This is a genomic window from Cupriavidus oxalaticus, from assembly GCF_038900635.1.
In the GTDB taxonomy this organism is placed as follows: Bacteria; Pseudomonadota; Gammaproteobacteria; order Burkholderiales; family Burkholderiaceae; genus Cupriavidus; species Cupriavidus oxalaticus_B.
The window spans coordinates 66,667-84,764 of record NZ_JAYMRX010000017.1 but is presented as its reverse complement, the minus strand read 5'-3'; the positions used below and the strand labels follow the sequence as shown (position 1 = coordinate 84,764).

Sequence of the window (18,098 nt, the reverse complement as noted above, 5' to 3'; positions counted from 1 at the left end):
GCGAAGTCTTGAAGGGTAGAACTACCTTCGCCTCGGATGTGAACTCTGACGGGAGTGAGGTATGGACATTTTCGGCCATTACGCTACGCGCTTCGAAGCCCGCAAGGAAGAGGAATACAGCATCCAGGAATACCTGGAGATCTGCAAGAAGGATCCGACTGCCTACGCGACCGCTGCCGAACGCATGCTCGCCGCGATCGGCCAGCCTGAACTGGTGGATACCCACCACGATCCGAGGCTGTCCCGGCTGTTCTTCAACAAGGTCATCCGTATCTATCCGGCCTTCCGCGATTTCTACGGCATGGAGGACACGATCGAGCAGATCGTCTCGTTCTTCAAGCACGCCGCGCAGGGCCTGGAAGAACGCAAGCAGATCCTGTATCTGCTCGGGCCTCCCGGCGGCGGCAAGTCCTCGCTCGCGGAGAAGCTCAAGGCGTTGATGGAACAGATTCCCATCTACGCGCTGAAAGGTTCGCCGATCCACGAGTCGCCCCTGGGTCTGTTCGCGCCGGAAGAAGACGGCAAGATCCTGGAAGAGGACTACGGCATCCCGATCCGCTACCTGAACACGATTGCCTCGCCATGGGCAGTCAAGCGCCTGCACGAGTTCAACGGCGACATTACCAGGTTCAAGGTGGTGAAGCTGCGCCCGTCGGTGCTGTCGCAGATCGCGATCTCGAAGACCGAGCCGGGCGACGAGAACAACCAGGACATCTCGTCGCTGGTGGGCAAGGTGGATATCCGCAAGCTCGAGGACTTCCCGCAGGACGATCCGGATGCGTACTCGTATTCCGGCGGCCTGTGCCTGGCCAACCGCGGCCTGCTCGAGTTCGTCGAAATGTTCAAGGCGCCGATCAAGGTGCTGCACCCGCTGCTGACCGCGACCCAGGAAGGCAACTACAAGGGCACGGAAGGCTTCGGCGCGATCCCGTTCGACGGCATCATCCTGGCGCACTCGAACGAGGCGGAGTGGACGACCTTCAAGTCGGACAAGAACAACGAGGCATTCCTGGACCGTATCTATATCGTCAAGGTGCCGTACGTGCTGCGTGTGTCCGACGAGGTCAAGATCTATGACAAGCTGCTGCGCTGCAGTTCGCTGTCGGCTGCGCCGTGCGCGCCGAACACGCTGAAGATGATGGCGCAGTTCGCGGTGCTCACCCGCATCAAGGAGCCCGAGAACTCAAACGTCTTCTCGAAGATGCGCGTCTATGACGGCGAAAGCCTGAAGGACGTGGACCCGAAGGCGAAGTCGTACCAGGAGTACCGCGATTACGCCGGCATCGACGAGGGCATGAACGGGCTGTCGACGCGCTTTGCGTTCAAGGTCCTGTCCAAGGTCTTCAACTTCGACAATACCGAAGTGGCGGCCAACCCGGTGCACCTGCTGTATGTGCTCGAGCAGCAGATCGAGCGCGAGCAGTTTCCGCCGGAGCAGGAAGCCAAGCTGCTGGCGCACATCAAGGAATACCTGACCACGCCGTTCGTGGAGTTTATCGGCAAGGAGATCCAGACCGCGTACCTGGAGTCGTACTCCGAATATGGCCAGAACATCTTCGACCGCTATGTCGTGTTTGCCGACCTGTGGATCCAGGACCAGGAGTACCGCGATCCCAACACCGGCGAAATCCTCGACCGCAACGCGCTGAACGACGAACTGGAGAAAGTGGAAAAGCCGGCGGGTATCTCGAACCCGAAGGACTTCCGCAACGAGATCGTCAACTTCGTGCTGCGGGCGCGGGCCAACAACAGCGGCAAGAACCCGGTCTGGACCAGCTATGAAAAGCTGCGGATGGTGATCGAGAAGCGCATGTTCTCCACCACGGAGGACCTGCTGCCGGTGATCTCGTTCAACGCCAAGTCTTCTCGCGAAGACCAGGACAAGCACGAGAACTTCGTCAACCGCATGGTCGAGAAGGGGTACACGCCCAAGCAAGTGAGACTTCTGGTGGAGTGGTATCTGCGCGTAAGAAAATCATCGTAACGGCGCCGCGGAAACAGTCTCTCAACGAGGGCAACATATGGCTACGGTCATCGATCGGCGCGAGAACGGCGGCAACAAGAGTGCCGTCAACCAGCAACGCTTCATCAAGCGCTACCGCGAACAGATTCGGCAGGCGGTGGCAAAGGCGGTGTCCGGCCGGAAGATCATGGACATCGAGCAGAGCGGCCAGGTGTCCATTCCGGTCAAGGACATCACCGAACCGATCTTCCACCACGGCCCGGGCGGCCGGCGCGAGTGGATTCACCCTGGCAACAAGAAGTTCGTCAAGGGTGATTCCTTCGACCGCCAGCAGCAGGGCGGTGGCGGGAGTGGTTCGCGGGCCAGCGACAGCGGCGAAGGCGAGGACGATTTCGTCTTCACGCTGTCGCGCGAGGATTTCCTGAATTTCTTCTTCGAGGACATGGCGCTGCCGGACCTGGCCAAGCGCCACCTTGCCAAGATCGCCGAAGTGCGCAAGGTGCGCGCCGGCTATTCCATCGACGGCACACCGTCCAACCTGTCGATCCTGCGCACCATGCGCAGCTCGATCGGGCGGCGCATCGCCTTGTCCAGCCCTTACCAGAAGCGCCTGCGCGACCTAGAGCTGGAGTATGCCGAAGCGCTGGACAAGGACGGCCCCTACGCCGAAGGCACGCTCGAACTGATGGAGAAGATGCGGCACCTGCGCGCCTGCATCGACCGCGTGCCCTTTATCGAGAAGCTCGACCTGCGCTACAACAACCGCGTGCTCAAGAAGCGCCCGCAGGCCCAGGCGGTGATGTTCTGCCTGATGGACGTGTCCGGCTCGATGGACGAGAGCCGCAAGGACCTGGCCAAGCGCTTCTTCATGCTGCTGTACCTGTTCCTGAAGCGCAACTACGAGCGTATCGACGTGGTGTTCATCCGGCATCACACGGTGGCCAAGGAAGTCGAAGAGGAAGACTTCTTCCACTCGCGCGAGTCCGGTGGTACCGTGGTATCGAGTGCGCTGAAGCTGATGGTGGAAGTGGTCCATGACCGTTATCCGCCAAGCCAGTGGAACATCTACTGCGCGCAGGCCTCCGACGGCGACAACTGGGCGGGCGATTCCGAGCTGTGCGGACGCCTGCTGCGCGAGTCGATCCTGCCGCTGGTGCAGTACTACGCATACGTGGAAGTGGCGTCCGAGGAACCGCAGAACCTCTGGGAAGAGTATCTGACGGTGAAGAACCAGTTCGAGCACTTTGCGATGCAGCGCATCATCGGCGCGGACGAGATCTACCCGGTGCTGCACGACCTGTTCCAGAAGCGGGCGGCTTAGTTGGGGCCTGCTGCCGGGGCAACCGGCAGTGCAAGGCCGCAGTGAAGTCTGGTGGCAAGGGAACGCGGACACGCGGCGCGCCAGTGCGCGCCTGCGCGGCCGGAGGCCTTGCCCGCAACAAGGGGCGAAGATGGCTTATCTGTCCACGGGTTCGGAATGGACCTTCGAGCTGGTCAACCGGTATGACCGCGAGATCGCCCGCATCGCCGGCGAATTCGGGCTGGATACCTATCCCAACCAGATCGAGATCATCACGGCCGAGCAGATGCTGGACGCCTACGCGTCGGCGGGCCTGCCGGTGGGCTACAACCACTGGTCCTACGGCAAGCACTTCCTGGCGTCGGAGCGCAGTTACCAGCGTGGCCACATGGGCCTGGCCTACGAGATCGTCATCAACTCCAATCCCTGCATCGCCTACCTGATGGAGGAGAACACCATGCCGATGCAGGCGCTGACGATCGCGCATGCCTGCTACGGCCACAACTCCTTCTTCAAGGGCAACTACCTGTTCCGCACCTGGACCAACGCGGACGCGATCGTCGATTACCTGCTGTTCGCCAAGAACTACGTGGCCGAGTGCGAGCAGCGCTACGGCGAACAGGAAGTGGAACTGCTGCTCGACTCCTGCCATGCCTTGCAGAACTACGGCGTGGACCGCTACAAGCGGCCCAAGAAGCTCTCCATCACCGAGGAGAAGGCGCGCCAGGCCGATCGCGAGAACTACCTGCAGATGCAGGTCAATGACCTGTGGCGCACGTTGCCCAAGCATCGCCCGCATGCGCTGACGGCCGACGAGGAGACGCCGGAAATGACGTTCCCGCCGGAGCCGCAGGAGAACTTGCTGTACTTCATCGAGAAGAACGCGCCCAAGCTGGCGCCGTGGCAGCGCGAGATCGTGCGCATCGTGCGCAAGATCGCGCAGTACTTCTATCCGCAGCGCCAGACCAAGGTGATGAACGAAGGGTGGGCAACGTTCTGGCACTACACCATCATCCACCAGCTCTACGAAGAAAAGCTGGTCAACGACGCCTTCATGATGGAGCTGCTGCAAGCCCACACCAACGTGATTTACCAGCCGCCGTACCACAGCCCGTATTACAGCGGGATGAACCCATACACGGTCGGCTTCCTGATCTTCCAGGACCTGCGCCGCATGTGCGAGAACCCGACCGACGAGGACTACCGCTGGGCGCCGGAGATCGCGGGCAGCGACTGGCGCACGACGCTGGACTTTGCGATGCGCAACTTCAAGGACGAGAGCTTCCTGCTGCAGTTCCTGTCGCCGCGCGTGATCCGCGAGCTGAAGCTGTTCTCGGTGCTCGACGACGACCGCGAGGGCAAGCTGCGCGTCACCGCCATCCACGACGACGAGGGCTATCGCGCGATCCGCCAGCTGATGGCGGCGCAGTATGACCTGTCGACCATGGAGCCCAATATCCAGGTCACCAATGTCGATATCGGCGGCGACCGTTCGCTGACGCTGCGCCACCTGCAGAATGACCGCCGGCCGCTGGCGCACAACTTCGACGAAGTGGTGCGGCACGTAACGCGGCTGTGGGGCTTTACCGTGCGGCTGGAAGTGGCCTATGAAGACGGGCGCACCGAACTCAAGTACGAGTGCAAGCCGGAGCGCCGGCATCGCAAGCCGCATGGCGGCCTGAGCCTGGCCGCCTGATCGCCTGTTCGCCTGTTCGCCTGATCCCCCGCCTGATCCTGCTTGTGACGCGCGTTGCCTGAAGCCTCAGGCGGCGCGCGCTTGCATTCGCGCTAGCCTTCGCACCATGCGCGCACCAGTTCGACCGCACGGCTGTCCGTGTCGGCGTACACCGCCTCGCCCAGCACGCGGCTCCACCAGCGCTCGGACCCGTCCGCCACGCGCCAGGCATGCAGCCGGCGCGTATAGAGCTGCAGGTCGTATTCCTCGGTGATCCCGATTGCGCCGTGCACCGCATGGGCGATTGCCGCCACCGGCGTGACGGCATCGCTGGCGCGCAGCTTGCCGATCGCGGCGCGCAGGCGGTCGGGCTGCCCGGTGGTGCTGTCGCAGGCCAGCTGCGCCGCCACGCGCGCTGCCGCCACGTGCTCGGCCATCTCGCTGACCTGGTGCTGGATCGCCTGGAACTTGCCGATGGCGCGGCCGAACTGCTGGCGGTCGTTGGCGTACTGCAGCGTCAGGTCGAGCACCCGCGACAGCGCCCCGGCCAGCTGGACCGCGTGCACGCAGGCGCCAAGGGAGCGCAGCGTGCCGGGCGCCAGCCGGAACGCGGCCGGCGTGGCCGCATCCGGGCGCGGCAGCCGCAGGGTCAGGTCGGCGTGCGCGCCGGTGGGCTCGGCGCGAGTGTCGGCCGCCGGCAGCAGCAGGCAACGCTCGCCGTCCTGCACCAGGAACCACCGGGCATGAAGCGCATCGGCGACGAGCGCTGCGGGCGCGCCGTCGTCGAATCCCGCCAGCGCGATGGGTCCGTCGGGCAGGGCGATGCCATGCGCGTGCAGCAAGGCGCGGGCGAAGATGGTTTGCGCCAGCGGCAGCGGCAGAACATGCCGGCCGGTAACGAACAGCACCGGCGCCAGTTCAGGCAGGGGCAGCGCGGCGCCGCCGGCGGCCTCGGGCAGCAGGCAGTCGGCAAAGCCGCTGTCGCGCAGCGTTTGCCACAGAGGACTGGGATCGGCCTGCCGTTCCAGCGCGCGGACCGTGGCGGGCGTGCAGCAATCGCGCAGCAGCGCGTCGAGGGCGTCGGAGTAAGCGTTATGCATGAGGGGTCTCGTCGGGGTGCAGGGCGTCGGGACGGTGCGGCAGCGCTTCAGCGCAGGCCCAGACCGCGCGCGATCATGCCGCGCAGGATTTCGCGCGTGCCGCCGCGCAGCGAATACGACGGGGCGATCTGCGTGACGTAGGCCAGCGTGCGGTACAGCGCGCCGTCGGCGGCGAGTGCCGGTTCGTCGCCCAGCGCCGCTTCCACCAGCGCCGGGATCGATTGTTCGAAGGTCGTGCCCAGGTCCTTGACCAGCGCGGCTTCGACCACCGGGCTTTCACCTGCCGCCAGGCGCGCGGTCACCGCCAGCGACATCGCGCGCAGCACCGCCAGGTGCCCGGCGAGGCGGCCCGCGGTCACCGTGTCGCGCCGTGCCGCCGGCAGGCGGCGCATGGCATCGAGCCAGGTGTCGAGCAGCACCACGCTGGAGTACAGCCGCTCGGGGCCGCTGCGTTCGAATGCGAGTTCGGCATTGACCTGCTCCCATCCGCTGCCTTCCTGCCCGACCAGCGCATCCGGGGCCAGCGCGACATCGTCGAACGTGACCTCGGAGAAGTGCGCGTCGCCGGCCAGGTCGTGGATCGGCCGCACCGAGACGCCGGGCGCATGCAGGTCGACGATGAACTGCGACAGGCCCGCCTGGCGGTCCTGCGGCGTGCCCGAGGTGCGCACCAGCGCGATCATGAAGTGGCAGCGGTCGGCGTTGGTCGTCCAGATCTTGCGGCCGCTCAGGCGCCACGTGCCATCCGGCTGGCGCACGGCACGGGTCGTCACGCTGGCGAGGTCGGAGCCGGAGTTGGGCTCGCTCATGCCGATGCAGAAGAACGCTTCGCCGCGGCAGATCGCGGGCAGGTAGCGCGCTTTCTGCGCGTCGCTGCCGTAGCGCAGGATCAGCGGTCCGCTCTGGCGGTCGGCGATCCAGTGCGCCGACACCGGCGCGCCGCGGGCCAGCAACTCCTCCACCAGCACGAAGCGCGAATAAGGATCGAGGCCGGCGCCGCCGTATTGCGCCGGCAGCGTGATGCCGACCCAGCCGCGCCCCGCCAGCGCGCGGCTGAACGCCGCATCGAACCCCATCCACGAGCGCGCGCGGATTTCCGGCGGCAGGGCGGGCAGGTGCTCGTCAAGAAAGGCGCGTACCTCGGCGCGGAACGCGAGCGCGTGCGGCGGCAGGGGCGTCAGGTCGAAGGTGGAAAGCAAGGCGGTCACGGTGAAGTCCGGTAGCTGTGGCACGCGAGCCCTGCGGAGCGCGGCGGCTGCTGCCTTGCATTCCGGATGGCTCAGGGTGGGCCACAGCGTAGTTCACGCGTCGAGCGCCAGTCCAATATCGATTTATTGGAAAGCGATACCGATTCGATATGGAGGTGGGAGGTGCCGCGGGCCGGGTCGCCCCTGGCACCGCTGGCAGGGCTTCAGGCCGTTCCCGCTCGCGGCGCACGCGGCCGGGCCGCCGTGGTCACGCCGGCACGGTCGAGATTGACGCCCGGCAGCAGGTGCAGCAGGCGCACCAGCTCGGACTGGCGGTGCGTGCCGGTCTTGCGCAGCGTATCGCGGATATGCACGCGCACCGTATGCGGCGACAGGAACTCGCGTTCGGCGATTTCATTCAGCGTCTCGCCGGCGGCGAGCCGGATGGCAATGATGCTTTCCTTGCGCGACAGCCCGAACAGCGAGGTCAGCACGCCCGCATCGAGCACCGAGCGCGATTCCGAATTGCCGAACAGCATCATCGCGGCCGGCAATTGCCAGGGGCCTTCCACCGGCTGGCGCGAGACCAGCGGCGTCACGATGATCGGCACCGGCTGCCCGCCGGAGGTGATGTGCATCCAGGAGCCCGATGCGGCTTCGGCGCCGCGGCCGCGCACCGCGCCGTCGAGCAGCTTGCGCAGAACTGCCTGCAGCGTGTCGCTGTGGGCGCGCAGCACGCCATCCTGCAGCGTCAGGTTGCTGTCGGCCTGCACCAGCGCCTCGGCCCAGCTGTTGGCGTAGCGCACGCGCAGGTCGGCCTGCAGCACCATCACGCCGAAATCCAGGGTATCGAGCCCGGCCAGGCCAAGGCTGGCCAGCCCGCTCAGTTCGAAGTTGCGCTGCTGCATGCGCGCGGCGCGCACCCAATGCGGCATGACGTGGGCCAGGCGCCGCTCGCGCTGGCCGGCGCTGATGCTGCCCGCGCTGGTGCCGCTCATCAGCACGCAGACTTCGGCGTTCTCGACCAGGCGGATGCCATGTTCGAGGCCGCTGCACGCCAGCGTGGCGACTGGACTCTCGGCCACGGCGCCATCGTGCGAGGCTGCATGCAGCGGCGCGCAGGCGGGGCTGCTGTCGGCTGGCACGCAGCAGGCGCCGACGTAGGGCAGGTCGAGCGGACTTGGCAGCCAGTCGGCAACGCTGGCGCCGCTGGTGAAGCAGCCGTGGGGCGTGACGCCCAGGCGTGCATGGCCGGCGAGCTTGTCCCAGATCAGGTAACGCGGACTGCCGGTGGAGGTGTACCGGGAAAAAAGGTCGAGTGCCGCCGGCATTGCCGCCACGTCCAGCGCCGACTCGTAGATCGAGTCGACCAGACGATGGAAATCCTCGTCCGTAGTCGGGTGTTCGCCCATGTTCACATTCCCCCCGGCGGCAAACGCCTCCTGCTTGTGCCACGGCAAGTGGCCACTTCTTTTGTGTTATCGGTGCCGCTCTGGCGTTCTGTACATGCGCCGATACGGCTATCGCAGCTGTCCGCCATGCTTGTCCGGCGCGCTGCGGTCAGACAATCATGCCAAACAATGTTGTTTGTTTTATCCCTCCGTGCCGGGAGGGAAAACACTGATTGCCGACGTAGCGCTGAGCTGCGGTCGCCTCAATTGCTGCTTTGCAGCGCATGCGTGGTGTTCGCACTAGCCGGCTTGCCGGGCGTGATGGTAATGCGCGTGACGAGAACGTCAAATTTTTCAGTGCCGGGCGTTTCACACACACCACACGTGTCCAAAATGTTTAGGACACAAAGACCCTTGCGCCATCCCGGAAAATCGGTTGCCGTACCCGTTTCTGCGAACGGCAGGTCAGACGAACCACGCGCTATGGCGCCGCCGGCTTCGCTTGCTCGTCGCCCCCCACTTGCAGTCCTTTGCCATCGACCTGGATCGTCAGGCTGGGCGATGCCATGCGGATGCCGTGGGCATCGAAGTTGCGCTTCAGGCGTGCATTGAACGCGCGGGTGATTTCCGCCTGCGTCAGCGGCCGGGTCTTGAACTGTGCCATCACGACCGGCCCGCTCGGGTCGAAGCGGTCCAGGCCGAGGATGTCCAGCCCGGACATCAGGTTGCGCGAGTAGCGGAAATCGCGCGCGATTTCCGTGCCGGTGGTGCGTATCAGCTCGAGTGCGCGGTCGAGGTCGCTGTCGTAGCTGATGCCGATGCTGAACACGGCATAGCCATAGCCGCGCGACAGGTTCTTGACCGCCTTGATCTGGCTGTACGGCAGCGTATGCAGCGCGCCGCGTCCGTCGCGCAGCTTGACCGTGCGGATGGTCATGCCTTCGACCACGCCGGAATGGTCGGGCAGCTCGATCGAGTCGCCGATGGCGATGGAGTCCTCGACCACAATGAACAGTCCCGTGATCAGGTCCTGCACCAGGCTCTGCGCCCCGAAGCCGATCGCAAGCCCTACCACCCCCGCGCCGGCCAGCAACGGTGTCACGTTGACGCCCAGGTTGGCCAGCACGGCAATCACCGCGATCAGCAGCAGCCCGATGAACGAGGCATTGCGCACCAGCGGCAGGATGGTCTTGGCGCGCAGGCTGGGCTGCGCGCCGCGTCCATGGGCGGGCGACAGCGTCTGCGTGATGGCGGTGTCGATCAGCAGCCAGACCAGCCAGGCCAGCAGCACGGTGCTGGTCACGCTGAACACGGTCTCGGTGATATGGCGGCCCGCTGCGGAAGATTGCGCCAGCCGCATCAGCGACGTGCCCCAGACGCGCAGCACCATGGCAAGGAATGCCACCCAGATCAGCACCCGCAGCAGCGCCATGGCGAAGCGTGCGAAGCGCTGCACGTAGGCCGAGCGCTGGCGGTCGCGGAAGCGTGGCGGCCGCGCCGTTGCCTTGGGCGAGCGCCGGGCGACCATCGTCAGCAGCAGTGCCGCGACGAACAGCGCGACCGAGGCCACGGCGCGGCGCAGGAGCACATCGGCATGGCCGGCGGCGAGCAGCGTGCCGATCACCGAGGCGACCACCACGGCCAGCACCGGCAGGTGCCAGGCCTGGCCGATCAGCCGCAGCAGGTCGGTCAGGGCCGGGTGCGACTGGCGGAAGGCCAGCGGCCGCTGGCTGATCAGCTGGCCGATCTGGCGCCGGAAGCAAAGGGCGAACACGCCGATGCCGACTGCCGCGGCGATATTGGCCGTGGTCGACACCAGCGCGGCGAGGTTGGCGCCGATCACCGCGACGACGCGGCCGTCGGTGGCGCTGTCGCCCAGGGCCGCCAGTGCGCCGGTGGCGAACAGCAGCCACGGCGAGCGCGCCAGCAGCTGCCGGACCGCAAGCTGTCGGTGCGCGGTACGGAACAGGACGAAGATGACCTGGCACACCGCGGCGGCGATGGCACCCGCCACGATGGCGTAGGCGACCAGCACCGCGGCCACGGCGGCCGGCGAATGCGCGAAGGTGCGCGTCGCCATCAGCAGCGTGATGCCGAAGGCGATCACCCAGGGCCCGATATGGCGCAGCATGAAGATGCCGACATCCACCCAGGACGGTACCTCGGGCAGCCTGGCGCGCTCGGTGCGCGGCCGCGGCGGCGCGCGCCGGCGCCGGATGCGGTGGCCGATCTCCCACAGGCCCCATCCGCTCGCCGCCCACACCGCCAGCACCAGCGCGAATTCGCGCAGCGAGTCCAGCCCCGAGCGGGTGCCGTGATGGGTCAGCGCGGCGCGCCATTCCTCGCCGGCGAAGCGCGAGCGCCAGCCCCAGTATTGCCACGGCCCGCGGTCCTTGCGCAGGTGCGTGTCGACTTCGTCGAGCACCTCGGCCACGGCGCCGATCAGCCCGGGTGCCGAAGCGCCGGCCGCGGCGGCGGACGCCGGCGCCGGCACCGCGCCGGAAGCGTCCAGGCCGCGCCGCAAGGCCTGCAGCTGCCCGACCAGCGCGCGCCGTTCGTGGTCGTCCTGCAGCGTGGCGATCACCTGGTCGAGCGACTGCGCCAGCGGCACGCTGGCCGGGGCCGCCGGAGCGCTTGCGGGCGCGGGCTTGGCTGGTGCCAGCAGCGTGGCAAGCGATCCTGCTGCCGTGGCCGGCGCCGGCAGCGCACACCACAGCAGGGCGAGCGCCAGCAGCGCGGCATGCATGGCCAGGCTGGCACCTGGCGTGAGCCGGCGTGGCCACATCGATCGGGAAGGAACGTTGCGATCGGGTTTGCGCATGGCTGGATGTCCGCGCCCGGCCCGGCGTGACGCTGCCGGCGGGGGCGCGGGAATGACCGTCGATCGCGCCACTGTAGCGCATCGGCGGTGTCGGGTGCCGTACAGCGGCATCCGGCACGCCGGGCCCACCCCGGACCCGCGCCCGGACCCACGCCCGGACCCACGCCCGGGCCATTCGTCGCTTCGGACGATGCGTGGCTTGCGCCGATCCACGAATCTCGAACCCACTCCGGCGTGGGCATTTCGGCACCCGCCGGCCACTCCCAGATCTCGGGCGCGCGCACCGGTGCCGGTGGCCCGTCCGGGCAGACACAAGACACAAAGGAAAGACGGCATGGAACTCAATGCATCGGTATCGGCAGTGGTCACGGGCGGCGCTTCGGGCCTGGGCGCGGCAACTGCGCGCGCGCTGGCGGCGCACGGCGTGCGCGTGGCGCTGTTCGACCTCAACGCCGAGAAGGGCGAAGCGCTGGCGCGCGAGCTGGGCGGTGTGTTCTGCCAGGTCAACGTGACTTCCGAGGCCGAGGTCGAGGCCGGCTTCGCCAAGGCGCGCGCCGCCATCGGCCAGGAGCGCATCCTGGTCAACTGCGCCGGCACGGGCAATGCCATCAAGACCGCATCGCGTTCCAAGGAAGCGCCGGACCAGATCAAGCATTTTCCGTCCGACGCCTTCGAGCGCATCATCCAGATCAACCTGATCGGCACCTTCCGCTGCATCGCGCGCTCGGCGGCCGGCATGCTGACGCTGGACACCGCGGGCGGCGAGCGCGGCGTGATCATCAACACCGCATCGGTGGCGGCGCAGGACGGCCAGATGGGGCAGGCCGCGTACACGGCGTCCAAGGCCGGCGTGGTCGGCATGACGCTGCCGATCGCGCGCGACCTGGCGGGCGAGGGCATCCGCGTCAATACCATCCTGCCGGGCATCTTCAATACGCCGCTGCTGCAGGGCGCGGCCGAGAACGTCAAGGCCGCGCTGGCCGCTTCGGTGCCGTTCCCCAAGCGCCTGGGCCAGCCGGAAGAGTTCGCCTCGCTGGCCATCGAGATGTGCCGCAACGGCTATTTCAACGGCGAATCCGTGCGGCTGGACGGCGCCATCCGGATGGCGCCGCGCTGAGGCGAAGCCGCCTGGATCCAATCAACACGGAGACGCGCATGGATTTCAGCTACCTGAGCACGCTGCCCGATGCCGTGCGCCATTTCGCCGGGCTGCGGCCCGACGCGGTGGCGTATGCGTTCGAGGGCCGCCAGACCACCTACGCCGACTTCGAGCGCAATACCGACCGGGTCGCGCAGGCGCTGCTGGCCGAGGATCTCCACGCCGGCGACCGCATTGCCTATATCGGCAAGAACAGCGACCACTACTTCGAGCTGCTGCTCGGCGCGGCCAAGGCCGGCGTCGTCACCACGCCGGCCAGCTGGCGCCTGGCGCCGCCGGAGATCGAGTTCATCGTCGGCCATTGCGACGCGGTGGTGCTGTTCGTCGGGCCGGAATCGGCGGCGATGGCAAGGTCGCTGCTGCCGGCACTGCCGATGGTGCGCAAGGTGGTGCTGATGGAGCCGTGCGCCGACGGCGGCGATGCACCTTGCTACACCGACTGGCGCGACGCGCAGCCGGCCACGCCGCCGGCACACCGGCCGGCGCCGCATGACGTGGTGCTGCAGTTGTACACGTCGGGCACCACAGGGCGGCCCAAGGGCGCCATGCTGACGCACCGCAACCTGACCATCGGCACCGAGGTTAGCGAGCGCGAAGGCATCCCCTGGTCGCACTGGACCGCCGATGATATCTCGCTGGTGGCGATGCCCGTGGCGCATATCGGCGGCTCGGGCTGGGGACTGCGCAATCTCCTCTCTGGCGCCAAGGGCGTGGTCGCGCGCGAATTCGATCCGCGCGCGGTGCTGGATTTCATCGAGCACGAGCGCGTCAGCAAGCTGTTCATGGTGCCGGCGGCCATGCAGATCGTGCTGCGCGACCCGCGCGCGCGCCATGTGGACTACTCGCGGCTGAAGTACCTGCTGTACGGCGCCGCGCCGATTCCGGCGGCGCTGCTGCGCGAGGGCATCGAGGTGTTCGGCTGCGGCTTCGTGCAGCAGTACGGCATGACCGAGACCACCGGCACCATCGTCGCCCTGCCGCCGGAGGACCACACCACCGAAGAGGTGCCGCGCATGCGTGCCGCGGGCAAGCCGCTGCCGGGCGTGGAAATCAAGGTGGTCGACTATGAAGGGCGCGCGCTGGGTCCGGACGAGGTCGGCGAGATCGTGGTGCGCTCGCAGCACAACATGGCCGGCTACTGGAAGCAGCCCGAGGAGACCGCGCGCACCATCGACGCGGACGGCTGGCTGCGCACCGGCGACGCGGGCTACCTGGATGCGCAGGGCTACCTGTACATCCACGACCGCGTCAAGGACATGATCATCAGCGGCGGCGAGAACGTCTATCCGGCCGAGGTCGAGAGCGCGATCTACGGCCACCCGCAAGTGGCCGACGTGGCGGTGATCGGCGTGCCGGACGAGAAGTGGGGCGAGGCGGTCAAGGCCATCGTCGTGCTGAAGCCGGGACAGTCGCCCGATCGCGACGGCATCATTGCGTGGACGCGCCAGCGGCTGGCCGGCTTCAAGGTGCCGAAGAGCATCGAGTTCGTCGACGCGCTGCCGCGCAATCCGTCGGGCAAGCTGCTGCGGCGCAAGCTGCGCGAGCCGTTCTGGGAGGGGATGAACCGGCAGGTGAACTGAGTCCGGTTTGCTCCCTCTCCCGCATGCGGGAGAGGGAGCATCCAGACGCCTCTTTCCCGGGCTATCAGTCGGCCTGGATGCCGAACTCCTTCACGATCTTCGTATAGCGCGTGGTATCCGCGGCGATCAGCTTCGACAGCGCGGCCGGCTCGCCGCCCGCCGGCGTGACCGCGATGGTGGCCATGCGCGACACCACGTCGGGCATCTTCAGGATTTCATTGATGTGCGAGTTGAGCGTGCGCACCACGTCGGCGGGCATGTTCTTCGGACCGAGCAGCGCCTGCCAGGCACCGATCTCGACATCCTTGTAGCCCAGCTCCGCCAGCGTCGGCACGCCGGGCGCGAACGGCGAGCGCTTCAGGTCCGCCACCGCCAGCGGCACCAGGCTGCCGTTGCCCACGTACTGCGCCACTGCGCCGTAGGTGACGTAGGTCACCGGCACCTGCCCGCCGATCACGTCGACAATGGCGGGCGCCAGGCCGCGGTACGGCACCTGGCTGATCTTGATGCCGGCGGACTTGTTGAACAGTTCGCCCATGATGTGCATCGGCGAGCCGTTGCCCGGCGTGGCATAGGTTTCCACCTTGCCTGACTTGGCGCGTGCCACCAGGTCGCTGACCTTGGTGATGCCGGTGCCCTTGTTGACCACCACGAACAGAGACTGCGTGCCGATCTGCGAGATCGGCGTGAAGTCATGCTGCACGTCGTAGGTGGCGCCGGTGCCGGCCTTCAGCACCAGCGGAGCGATGGCGACCGTGTTGGGCGCGAGCAGCAGCGTGTAGCCGTCCGGGTTGGCGCGCGCGACATAGGCGCTGCCGATGGTGCCGGCGGCGCCGGTGCGGTTTTCCACCACCACCGACTGCTTCAGCCGCGGTGCCAGCTTTTCCGCGAACATGCGGGCCAGGACGTCGACATCGCCGCCGGCCGGATAGGCGACGACGATGGTGATGGGTTTGCTCGGGTACGCGCCCTGCGCCAGGGCGGTGCCGGTGCAGAGCACGGAGGCGGCGGCGGCCAGCGTGGCCAGGACTTTGCGGCGTGCAGACTTCATGATGTTCAGACCTCGGTAAAACTCGGCGCCCGGCGGGGGCCGGGGCCAACATGGCGGTGAAGCGGCTGGCGGAGCCCGGCGAGCCGCGCCGGGGCGTGGTGGCCAACTCGACCGACTCAGAAAATGTGCTTGATGCCCAGCATCGAGCCCCACTGGTTCGCGCCAGGCCGGGGGTTGGAGCCGGGCGAACCACCGCTCACCGACATGGCGAGCTGGCCGTCGTTATTGATATAGCCCGCGGTGGCATAGACCGAGGTGCGCTTGCTGAAACTGTATGTCGCGCGCGCCGCGTAAAGCATCGCCTGGTTGTCGCTGCCGTGGTAGTTCAGGAAGTAGACCTGCCCGGCGAGGTTGATTGCCGGGGTGATGTCGTAGGACACGCCCGCGTAGTACAGGTCGCTGACCGGGGTGGGGCTGCCTTCGTTGTCGCGGCGGATCCAGCCGGCGCCGAGCTTGGTGTTCTTCAGCAGCATGTAGCCGCCCAGCGACAGGCGATCGTCGGTCAGGTTGCTGTTGGTCAGGCCGCCGAAGGCGCCGGGGCCGCCGCGCTGCGAATCGTAGGCCGCGATCAGGCCCCACGTCTTGCTGTCATAGCCGATCATGGCCGACCACTCGCGGCAGGCCTTCTTGTCGGCGGGGTTCTCGCCGGCGCAGTTGGTGCCGGCCGGGCTGGGGCCGGCGTTGACCGCGTCGCGGCCGAAGCTGTAGGTGGCGCCAACCACCAAGCCATTGAAGTTGGCCTTGTACGCGACCGCGTTGTCGGCGCGCGTGTTGGGCAGGTAGCTGTCGAGCGAGCCCGAGCCGTACACGTTCGGCCCGAGGATATCGCTGTCGAGGATGGCCCAGAACAGCATCGTGTACTGGCGGCCGAACGACAGCTGGCCATACTGGTTGCTCAGCCCGACCAGCGCCTGGCGCCCGAACAGGCGGCCGCCCTGGTTGGCGTTGCCCGTGTCCGGCGAAAAGCCCGATTCCAGCACGAACAGGCCCTTCAGCCCGCCGCCCAGGTCTTCCGTGCCGCGGATGCCCCAGCGCGACGGCACCGTGGCGGTGTTGTTGGGCATGCGCACCAGGCTGTCGCCGTTGGCGCCGACATTGCTCACGTACTCGACACCGCTGTCGATGACGCCGTACAGCGTCACCGACGACTGGGCCGAGGCCAGCAGGGGGGAAGCCGCAAGCAGTGCCGCGGCGGTTCGTGCAAGTTTCATCTACCGGTTTCCTTCCGTTTTTCCGTCTTGTAATCGTCTTTGTGGTCCGGGCCGCTGCGATGGCGGCCGCGTTTCAGGGCAGGCTCGTGGTTGGCAGGCTGTTCTCCTCGTGTGGGCCCGCTTGGGCTGTCCAGGCCGCGATGTCTAGCAAAAATGCTGCCATAGCCGCTTTTATGTTTTATATATGGAACGGCAAACAACATAAGAAACGTTGAGCAAAATATAGCCGCGAGTTTCCAAAAGTTGTGAGGAGGGTTATCCCTAGTGCGGCAGGGCGGCGACGCGCCGGACAGGCGCCGGCTGCACCCGTAAAGGAGGTGGCGTGCCCGCGGGCGGTGCATCGGCATGGGGCGAAACGCGTTGACGGAGGCCCGGCCGTCCAACGGGCCTTGCCGCGCCGGCAAAGGCGCTGCGCCCGATTTCATGTGACAGGGCCTGGCACTGGCGCACGCAGACGCATGCACCAGTGCGGCGCGCCGGCGCTTTCGGGGTCAAATGCGCCTATCGTTTACCCTCATCCCGTTTCCTGATGCGCACGCCTATGCTCTAAAAGTTTTATTCGTAAACCTGAGTTTTATATATGGAACAAAATCAGCCCCCCATTTCCCCGCAGCCGGATCGGCAGCTACTGGAGGCCCTGAGCAGCGGGTTTGCGGAACGCGCGGTGACGGTCGACCGCGGCGCGCAGGTGGCCTATCGCAGCGGCGGGACCAGCGGGCCGGCCATCGTGCTGCTGCATGGCATCAGTTCCGGCGCCGCCTCATGGCTGCCGTGCGCCAGCCTGCTGGCCGCGCAGGCGCGCGTGATCGCCTGGGACGCGCCGGGCTACGGCAACTCGACGCCGCTGGCGCAGGAACGTCCGCTGGCATCGGATTACGCGCTGCGGCTCGACGGCTTGCTGCAGGCGCTGGGAATCCAGCCGGCACTGATCGTTGGCCATTCGCTGGGTGCGCTGATGGCCGCGGCCTATGTCGCTGCCGCGCGCAACCTGCCGGCCCGGCTGCTGCTGCTGAGCGTGGCCCAGGGCTACGGCGGGGCGGGCAAAGAGGCGCAGGCCCGGCAGGTGGCGCAGCAGCGGCTGGCGGCACTGGACACGCTTGGGGTGGAAGGGCTGGCCCAACGCGGACCGGCCAGATTGCTGAGCGAACAGGCCGATGCCGGCGCGCAGTCGTGGGTGCGCTGGAACATGCAGCGGCTCAATCCCGACGGCTACCGCCAGGCCGTGGCGATGCTGTGCGGCGACGACATCGACCGTTACCTGTCGCGCCGGCCGTCGTCGCTGCCCACGCGCATCGCCTGCGGCAGCCACGACGTGGTGACCACGCCGCTGGCCTGCGGCACGCTGGCCGAACGCTTCAACCTGCCGCTGGCGCTGATCCCTGACGCCGGCCATGCCTGCTATATCGAGCAGGCCGCCGCGACCGCGCGGCTGATCCGCTTGGCGCTGCCCCAACTGTCGCACGGCGACGCCTGACCCTCCTTCCGGGCGCCGCCAGCCGCGCGGCGCCGCTCCGCGGGCGCGCCGCTTGCGCCGCCTGATCCGACTTCGCGGGTTTACCCCAGTCAATTTTTACGGTTGTGTTGTCTATAGTCGTACCTGTGTTCAATATCTAAACCAGTGTTTCATTAGTAAAACACGACGGACGCAAAAGCAGGTCGC

General features: G+C 67.0%; 12 protein-coding genes. 6 read left to right on the top strand and 6 right to left on the bottom strand.

Translation table 11 applies throughout. From position 1 onward, the window contains the following. The first annotated feature begins 61 nt into the window (after nt 1–61). The 3 genes from VSR71_RS23785 (at nt 62) to VSR71_RS23775 (ending at nt 4,959) form a co-directional block, all read left to right on the top strand. Nucleotides 62–1,984: a PrkA family serine protein kinase gene (locus tag VSR71_RS23785; protein WP_342916254.1), complete on the top strand. Its 1,923-nt coding sequence runs from the start codon at nt 62–64 to the stop codon at nt 1,982–1,984. A gap of 37 nt (nt 1,985–2,021) precedes the next feature. After that, nucleotides 2,022–3,284, top strand: a complete 1,263-nt coding sequence (locus tag VSR71_RS23780; RefSeq protein ID WP_209759502.1) for a YeaH/YhbH family protein — start codon at nt 2,022–2,024, stop codon at nt 3,282–3,284. Nucleotides 3,285–3,414: 130 nt separating this feature from the next. Continuing rightward, on the top strand, nt 3,415–4,959 hold the full coding sequence (locus tag VSR71_RS23775; protein WP_209759503.1) for a SpoVR family protein: 1,545 nt from the start codon (nt 3,415–3,417) through the stop codon (nt 4,957–4,959). A 92-nt stretch (nt 4,960–5,051) separates the two neighbouring features. Here VSR71_RS23775 and VSR71_RS23770 read toward each other — a convergent pair whose 3' ends face one another. The 4 genes from VSR71_RS23770 to VSR71_RS23755 form a co-directional block, all read right to left on the bottom strand. Continuing rightward, on the bottom strand, nt 5,052–6,038 hold the full coding sequence (locus tag VSR71_RS23770) for an acyl-CoA dehydrogenase (protein ID WP_342916253.1): 987 nt from the start codon (nt 6,036–6,038) through the stop codon (nt 5,052–5,054). Nucleotides 6,039–6,085: 47 nt separating this feature from the next. Continuing rightward, nucleotides 6,086–7,246 (bottom strand): acyl-CoA dehydrogenase family protein, encoded by a 1,161-nt coding sequence (locus VSR71_RS23765; protein WP_342916327.1) that lies wholly within the window; start codon nt 7,244–7,246, stop codon nt 6,086–6,088. Between the two features lie 203 nt (nt 7,247–7,449). After that, nucleotides 7,450–8,637, bottom strand: a complete 1,188-nt coding sequence (locus VSR71_RS23760; RefSeq protein ID WP_342916252.1) for a helix-turn-helix transcriptional regulator — start codon at nt 8,635–8,637, stop codon at nt 7,450–7,452. A gap of 460 nt (nt 8,638–9,097) precedes the next feature. Next, nucleotides 9,098–11,437 carry a mechanosensitive ion channel family protein gene (locus VSR71_RS23755; RefSeq protein WP_342916251.1) on the bottom strand — a complete coding sequence of 780 codons (2,340 nt, stop codon included), beginning with the start codon at nt 11,435–11,437 and terminating at the stop codon, nt 9,098–9,100. Between the two features lie 334 nt (nt 11,438–11,771). On the opposite strand from VSR71_RS23755, the gene VSR71_RS23750 reads away from it, so the two are divergent. Together VSR71_RS23750 and VSR71_RS23745 are read left to right on the top strand one after the other, a co-directional pair. Continuing rightward, nucleotides 11,772–12,554 (top strand): SDR family NAD(P)-dependent oxidoreductase, encoded by a 783-nt coding sequence (locus VSR71_RS23750; RefSeq protein ID WP_342916250.1) that lies wholly within the window; start codon nt 11,772–11,774, stop codon nt 12,552–12,554. A gap of 38 nt (nt 12,555–12,592) precedes the next feature. Continuing rightward, entirely contained in the window at nt 12,593–14,176 is a 1,584-nt protein-coding gene (locus tag VSR71_RS23745) for a fatty acid--CoA ligase (protein WP_342916249.1), read from the top strand. A 64-nt stretch (nt 14,177–14,240) separates the two neighbouring features. Here VSR71_RS23745 and VSR71_RS23740 read toward each other — a convergent pair whose 3' ends face one another. Beyond that, a complete protein-coding gene (locus tag VSR71_RS23740) occupies nt 14,241–15,227 on the bottom strand; it encodes a tripartite tricarboxylate transporter substrate binding protein (RefSeq protein WP_342916248.1) in 987 nt (328 codons plus the stop codon). Between the two features lie 116 nt (nt 15,228–15,343). Continuing rightward, on the bottom strand, nt 15,344–16,438 hold the full coding sequence (locus VSR71_RS23735; protein ID WP_342916247.1) for a porin: 1,095 nt from the start codon (nt 16,436–16,438) through the stop codon (nt 15,344–15,346). Nucleotides 16,439–17,018: 580 nt separating this feature from the next. On the opposite strand from VSR71_RS23735, the gene VSR71_RS23730 reads away from it, so the two are divergent. Further along, the gene (locus VSR71_RS23730; RefSeq protein WP_342916246.1) at nt 17,019–17,912 is read left to right on the top strand and encodes an alpha/beta hydrolase; all 894 of its coding nucleotides are present in this window, start codon (nt 17,019–17,021) and stop codon (nt 17,910–17,912) included. The last annotated feature ends 186 nt before the right edge of the window (nt 17,913–18,098 follow it).

Excerpts from the sequence above, each read along its gene's own strand:
- VSR71_RS23785 (WP_342916254.1), top strand. The coding sequence starts at position 62 with ATGGACATTTTCGGCCATTACGCTACGCGCTTCGAAGCCCGCAAGGAA.
- VSR71_RS23780 (WP_209759502.1), top strand. The coding sequence starts at position 2,022 with ATGGCTACGGTCATCGATCGGCGCGAGAACGGCGGCAACAAGAGTGCC.
- VSR71_RS23775 (WP_209759503.1), top strand. The coding sequence starts at position 3,415 with ATGGCTTATCTGTCCACGGGTTCGGAATGGACCTTCGAGCTGGTCAAC.
- VSR71_RS23770 (WP_342916253.1), bottom strand. The coding sequence starts at position 6,038 with ATGCATAACGCTTACTCCGACGCCCTCGACGCGCTGCTGCGCGATTGC.
- VSR71_RS23760 (WP_342916252.1), bottom strand. The coding sequence starts at position 8,637 with ATGGGCGAACACCCGACTACGGACGAGGATTTCCATCGTCTGGTCGAC.
- VSR71_RS23755 (WP_342916251.1), bottom strand. The coding sequence starts at position 11,437 with ATGCGCAAACCCGATCGCAACGTTCCTTCCCGATCGATGTGGCCACGC.
- VSR71_RS23750 (WP_342916250.1), top strand. The coding sequence starts at position 11,772 with ATGGAACTCAATGCATCGGTATCGGCAGTGGTCACGGGCGGCGCTTCG.
- VSR71_RS23745 (WP_342916249.1), top strand. The coding sequence starts at position 12,593 with ATGGATTTCAGCTACCTGAGCACGCTGCCCGATGCCGTGCGCCATTTC.
- VSR71_RS23740 (WP_342916248.1), bottom strand. The coding sequence starts at position 15,227 with ATGAAGTCTGCACGCCGCAAAGTCCTGGCCACGCTGGCCGCCGCCGCC.
- VSR71_RS23735 (WP_342916247.1), bottom strand. The coding sequence starts at position 16,438 with ATGAAACTTGCACGAACCGCCGCGGCACTGCTTGCGGCTTCCCCCCTG.
- VSR71_RS23730 (WP_342916246.1), top strand. The coding sequence starts at position 17,019 with ATGGAACAAAATCAGCCCCCCATTTCCCCGCAGCCGGATCGGCAGCTA.